The sequence below is a fragment of the Psychrobacter cibarius genome, assembly GCF_904845955.1.
Classification (GTDB): domain Bacteria; phylum Pseudomonadota; class Gammaproteobacteria; order Pseudomonadales; family Moraxellaceae; genus Psychrobacter; species Psychrobacter cibarius_B.
This window is the reverse complement of record NZ_CAJGYX010000019.1, coordinates 1-4,425: the sequence shown is the minus strand read 5'-3', so window position 1 is coordinate 4,425 and position 4,425 is coordinate 1. Positions and strand designations below refer to the sequence as shown.

The 4,425-nt window shown below is 41.3% G+C and carries 7 protein-coding genes; 6 read left to right on the top strand and 1 reads right to left on the bottom strand.

Annotated features, from left to right (window positions below; all coding sequences use genetic code 11):
• Window positions 1–488 precede the first annotated feature (488 nt).
• Entirely contained in the window at window positions 489–659 is a 171-nt protein-coding gene (locus JMV76_RS14465; protein WP_201503163.1) for a DUF6364 family protein, read from the top strand.
• On the opposite strand, the gene JMV76_RS14460 is transcribed toward JMV76_RS14465, so the two are convergent.
• Window positions 651–920, bottom strand: a complete 270-nt coding sequence (locus JMV76_RS14460; RefSeq protein ID WP_201503162.1) for a hypothetical protein — start codon at window positions 918–920, stop codon at window positions 651–653. The two genes, JMV76_RS14465 and JMV76_RS14460, sit on opposite strands and share 9 nt — an antisense overlap.
• Before the next feature lie 198 nt (window positions 921–1,118).
• Here JMV76_RS14460 and JMV76_RS14455 point away from each other — a divergent pair, with 198 nt between their 5' ends.
• The 5 genes from JMV76_RS14455 to JMV76_RS14435 form a co-directional block, all read left to right on the top strand.
• On the top strand, window positions 1,119–2,099 hold the full coding sequence (locus JMV76_RS14455) for a MobA/MobL family protein (protein WP_201503161.1): 981 nt from the start codon (window positions 1,119–1,121) through the stop codon (window positions 2,097–2,099).
• Window positions 2,096–2,647, top strand: a complete 552-nt coding sequence (locus tag JMV76_RS14450; protein WP_201503160.1) for a hypothetical protein — start codon at window positions 2,096–2,098, stop codon at window positions 2,645–2,647. The genes JMV76_RS14455 and JMV76_RS14450 overlap by 4 nt, the downstream gene beginning before the upstream one ends.
• A gap of 80 nt (window positions 2,648–2,727) precedes the next feature.
• Window positions 2,728–2,916: a hypothetical protein gene (locus JMV76_RS14445; RefSeq protein ID WP_201503159.1), complete on the top strand. Its 189-nt coding sequence runs from the start codon at window positions 2,728–2,730 to the stop codon at window positions 2,914–2,916.
• A 311-nt stretch (window positions 2,917–3,227) separates the two neighbouring features.
• Window positions 3,228–4,226: a replication initiation protein gene (locus tag JMV76_RS14440; protein ID WP_201503158.1), complete on the top strand. Its 999-nt coding sequence runs from the start codon at window positions 3,228–3,230 to the stop codon at window positions 4,224–4,226.
• The coding region (locus JMV76_RS14435) for a hypothetical protein (protein ID WP_201503157.1) at window positions 4,219–4,425 on the top strand (207 nt) is incomplete at its 3' end. The genes JMV76_RS14440 and JMV76_RS14435, both read left to right, overlap by 8 nt.

The window sequence follows — 4,425 nt, the reverse complement described above, 5'->3', positions numbered from 1 at the left end:
GGAGTCGCCCAAAGATTAGAGGATAGTAATGATAATGATAATCATTTCAAAAATGCACAAGTGCCACCGTAATCAGGTAATAGCCCGTTAGGGCGCTTTTCTTTTTTTGTTGCCGTTAAGAATATCTAATCAATTCTTTTGTGCTTAGGCTAATTTAAAATAGATAAAAATTTAATCCGTCTTTTTCAATCGGCCGCAGTCGATTGCCGTGACCCTGCCAACAAGCCTAATGTTCTACCGTTTCGTATCTATCCCCTCAAACCTATCTTGATTATACGTCTATTTGGCTTAAATTAGCCCCTTACTGCTGTTTATTTGGTGTTCCTGCTACCCTAGTATCGTTTGGTAATTTCTAAGCCCTTATAGCCCATTTAAGAACGCCTGTTGTTTTTGGGTTTTTGATAATTCTCTGACTGACTCAGTATTTTATTGCAATGCACTAACAATGTTAATATAATGCGTAAACATTGCACCAAAAGGGCAAAATTATGACAACCAAGACCAATGACAGCACGTTTACTTGTCGAGCTGACAAAGACCTGATTGAGTCGTTCAAGCGTATAGCGAAAGACAACAATCGTACTGCAAGCCAATTAGTACGTGATTATATGATTGAGTACGTCAAAAAAAATGGACAAGGCAAGTTAGATTTAGAGTGAGTTATTTTCGTTAGTATCACTGACCATAGCTTGTTTTAATTCTTCGAGTAGGGGTTCGATCCGTTTTATATCAGCTGGACGGGTGATGTGAGTGCTAGCGTTTTCAAGTATAAATTTGGCAATACCAGTGTTGGTTTTAGCAAGGGATAGAAACATACCGCCAATAATTACTTTTTGACCTGTTTCTAATGAATTTTTTTTAGCCATTAAGCGCTTTCTTTCGGCTTCATTTCTTGCTAGTTTTTGTTCTATGGTTAGCATGGTGTCGTCCTTAAATTAAATTGTTTATGCTAGTATATCATTGTAGTTTTGTCTTTTCACTTATCTGTCTTTTTAGATAAGTGCGCATTTACGACTTGAGAAATTTATTCCACGTTGTTGCATAAATTTTCAAATCCTAAATACGTCCTGCGGAGCAAAAGCCAAAACCTTAGAAACCTTACTAGCGAGATTTTGGAAATGGCAATTTACTATGCGACCACAAAACCGATTAGTCGTACCAGTGGCAGAAGTGCAACTGCATCGGCTGCGTATCGTGCAGGAGTGAAAATTGAGGATAAACGCTCAGGTAAAACACACGACTATAGCAAGCGTGGCGGTGTAGAAATGGCGTTTGCTTTCGATAAGAACTTTAAACAAATTGACCGCAGCGAGTTATGGAATAAGGCGGAGCTTGCCGAAAATCGTAAAGATGGGCGCACTGCTAGGGAGTGGGTTTTAGCGATACCTCACGAGCTGATACCCAAAGACAAAGACAAGCGCAAAGACTTCAAAAAAAATGAGGGCGCAAGGGTAGCGGTCAGGTTCGCCAAAGTCTTAGCAGAGCGATATAACGTAGCCGTTGATGTGGCTATTCATACACCTGATAAGCAGGGCGATAACCGCAATTATCACGCCCATATTATGACCACGACAAGAGAATTTAGTCTTACAGATAATGGCATTGAGCTAGGCGACAAGGCAGCTATTGAGCTATCCAACACCAAGCGTAAAGCGTTGGGGCTAAGTTCCTCAACCACCGAAATCAAAGAGTTACGCAAAGAGTGGGAAAACATCGTAAACGCTCAGTTAGAAAAACTAGGTATTGATGAACGTATCGACCACAGAACCCTAAAGCAGCAAGGGATAGAGCAGAAACCAACGATTAAGATTGGTTGGAAAGCGTCAGCAATGGAGCGCAGGGGTATTGCGACCGACAAAGGCGATCTAAACCGAGAGATTACCGCAGATAATCAGCAGTTGCGTGATTTACAGATAGAGTTTGCAGCCCTTACAGAGGCTAAGACAGAGATAGAGAACATCAAAGAGCAAGCCAAAGGGATGCAGGACTTCAAAGCAGAATATGAGTTATTTAAACAAGCGCAGCAGCAACAAAAATTAGTCAGTCAGGAACTAGAAAAAACCCACGAAAAGCAGCAGGACAGAGGTATTGAACCATGAGCGATGACAGCACAAAACAGCATCTATTTGCACTGATGGCACACGCAGAAGAACAGCAAAAGAATATTGACCAAACCATCGATATAATCAACAAACAACAAGCCCAGATAGAGAGCTTGCACAAACAACTACCAAACCTCGCTCAGCACTTATTTACGGACTCTCTCAATGGCGCTAGAACATCCATAGAAAGTGATTTAAGTAACCATGCAACCAAAGCGGCTCAAGACCTTAGACAAGCATCTAGGGAGGCAATGAAAGCAGCACAAGAAATCAGAGAAGCGAGAACGGCGCTTAGTTGGAAATTTGTGTTTTTGTACATAGGAGGGCTTTTAGCTGTTACCTTTGCCTTACTTTTGGGATTAGTGGTTTACGTACCAACTCTTGATGATATAGCAGACCGTAAAGCAACGATAGCAGAGCTTAACAACCAAAATGGTGACTTAGATATTAGCCGATGCAAGGGTGAGTTGTGCGTTAGAGTGATGAAAAAGAAATGTGATTTTGGGGCATCGAAGGATTATTGTGTTTTGGATTTGAAAGACTAATATTTTAGCAGTTGTTAGTATGCAAACTAATCTAAAACAAATTTTTGTAGTGAAAATTCAAATGAATATAAGGCAATTATATGACTGGACAAAGGGAATGGGGTGAGAATAAGAGTATTTCACAAGTTATTGAGGAGCTAAAAACTTTCGAAGACCAAGAGCTAATAGTTATGGTTTCAGATGATGGTGGACATACACTTAAGCCAGTAAGGCTACTTGGAAAAGAGTTTGACGAAAACAACAATCCATATTGCACTTTATTTGTTTAGATTTGCTCTAACAGTTGTTGGGTCAGCGTTGATTCATGTGCGAACGAATGCACACGAACACCGCTCGACCTTTACAACAAGATAAAAATAGGCGTAAACTCAAACGCTAGAAACGAGTAAGCCCCAACAGTTGGACGCTGTTAGGGCTTAATGTAATTAATAAGTGTGCGACCACCTAAAAACCACGTATCGTAAGCGTATTTTAGTTGGTCGCACACACTAAGACAAGGCTTTTTTGTATTTGGTGGGATAGGTTTCAGTATTTTTTAAGTAACCCATACTACTACCTGATGCAAAACTGAAATTTTATAGTGTACGCAATCAAACAAATAGACCCGACCGACTGGCAGAGCGTTAGCACTCTAGCCCAATTCTACGCAGACCTAGCGACTAAGCCTTATTGCACTAATAGCAAGGGTTTTAGCCACATTCGCACCAAGTCACACGCCATAAAACACGCCTACATACAACCCAATCACCCCGAGATTATCAAGTGGCTTGTCTTTGACATTGACGATCCACAAGCCCTATTCGCTTACCATGATAATAATTTGCCACGACCGCAAATTATTATCAAAAATCCCGAAAACGGGCACGCTCACTACGCCTACAGGCTAACAAAACCAGTGGATAAGTGGCGTAAAGCAAGCACTAAGCCAGTAGAGTATCTAGCCAGTGTGCAAAAGGCGCTACGATTGGCGCTAGGAGCAGACAAAGGCTATAGCGGTAACCTTATAAAAAACCCTTGCCATACCTCGCACGAAGTATATATAACAGGGGCTAAGCCGTCTTATACCCTAGCCGAGCTAGCCGAATATTTAGATTTAAAACCATACCAACAGCAAGAGCCAGCCAATGACGAAGGTTATGGGCGCAATGTGAACGTGTTTAACCATGTTAGACACCAAGCCTATCCGATAGCGCAAGACCTTACCCTAAGGGAGCTAGAGCGTGTTTTAACTGCTATTGCAGAAGAATTTAACCAACGTTTTGACGTGCCATTATTTCCCAACGAGCTGAAGTACATTGTCCGCAGCATTACACGTTATTGCAAATCAGGGCGGTTTGGGGCATACAGTGAAAAATCAAAAGCACGTTTCAGCCGTATTCAGTCATGCAGGGTTAAGAGAGCAAACCGTAAAGGGGCTTGTAACAAGGGCGGTCAGGCAAGGTCAGCTAAGTACGAAGATAAGCGAAAACAAGCTCAAGAAATGCACGAACAAGGTTATAATATCAGCCACATATCGAAAGCCCTAGTAACCCACAGAAACACAGTATCTACATGGCTAAAGGAGTATGAGCATGAATGAAAAATCACAGAATGGACATATCGAAGAATTAGAAGATCAGCCAGACGCTAAACTATTCAGCGAGTTGTTTATTACCGAAGAAGATAGAGATATGTATTCGATAGATTTTGATACGTTCATAGAAATTTTAGCCAATTGGGTAGACGAAGAAGAGAAAATAAGCCCTGACATAGCCCGATATATGGGAATGGTATTGCTT

What these genes read in the sequence shown, in the direction of transcription:
- JMV76_RS14460 (WP_201503162.1), bottom strand. Translation starts at nt 920, where the DNA reads ATGCTAACCATAGAACAAAAACTAGCAAGAAATGAAGCCGAAAGAAAG.
- JMV76_RS14465 (WP_201503163.1), top strand. Translation starts at nt 489, where the DNA reads ATGACAACCAAGACCAATGACAGCACGTTTACTTGTCGAGCTGACAAA.
- JMV76_RS14450 (WP_201503160.1), top strand. Translation starts at nt 2,096, where the DNA reads ATGAGCGATGACAGCACAAAACAGCATCTATTTGCACTGATGGCACAC.
- JMV76_RS14455 (WP_201503161.1), top strand. Translation starts at nt 1,119, where the DNA reads ATGGCAATTTACTATGCGACCACAAAACCGATTAGTCGTACCAGTGGC.
- JMV76_RS14445 (WP_201503159.1), top strand. Translation starts at nt 2,728, where the DNA reads ATGACTGGACAAAGGGAATGGGGTGAGAATAAGAGTATTTCACAAGTT.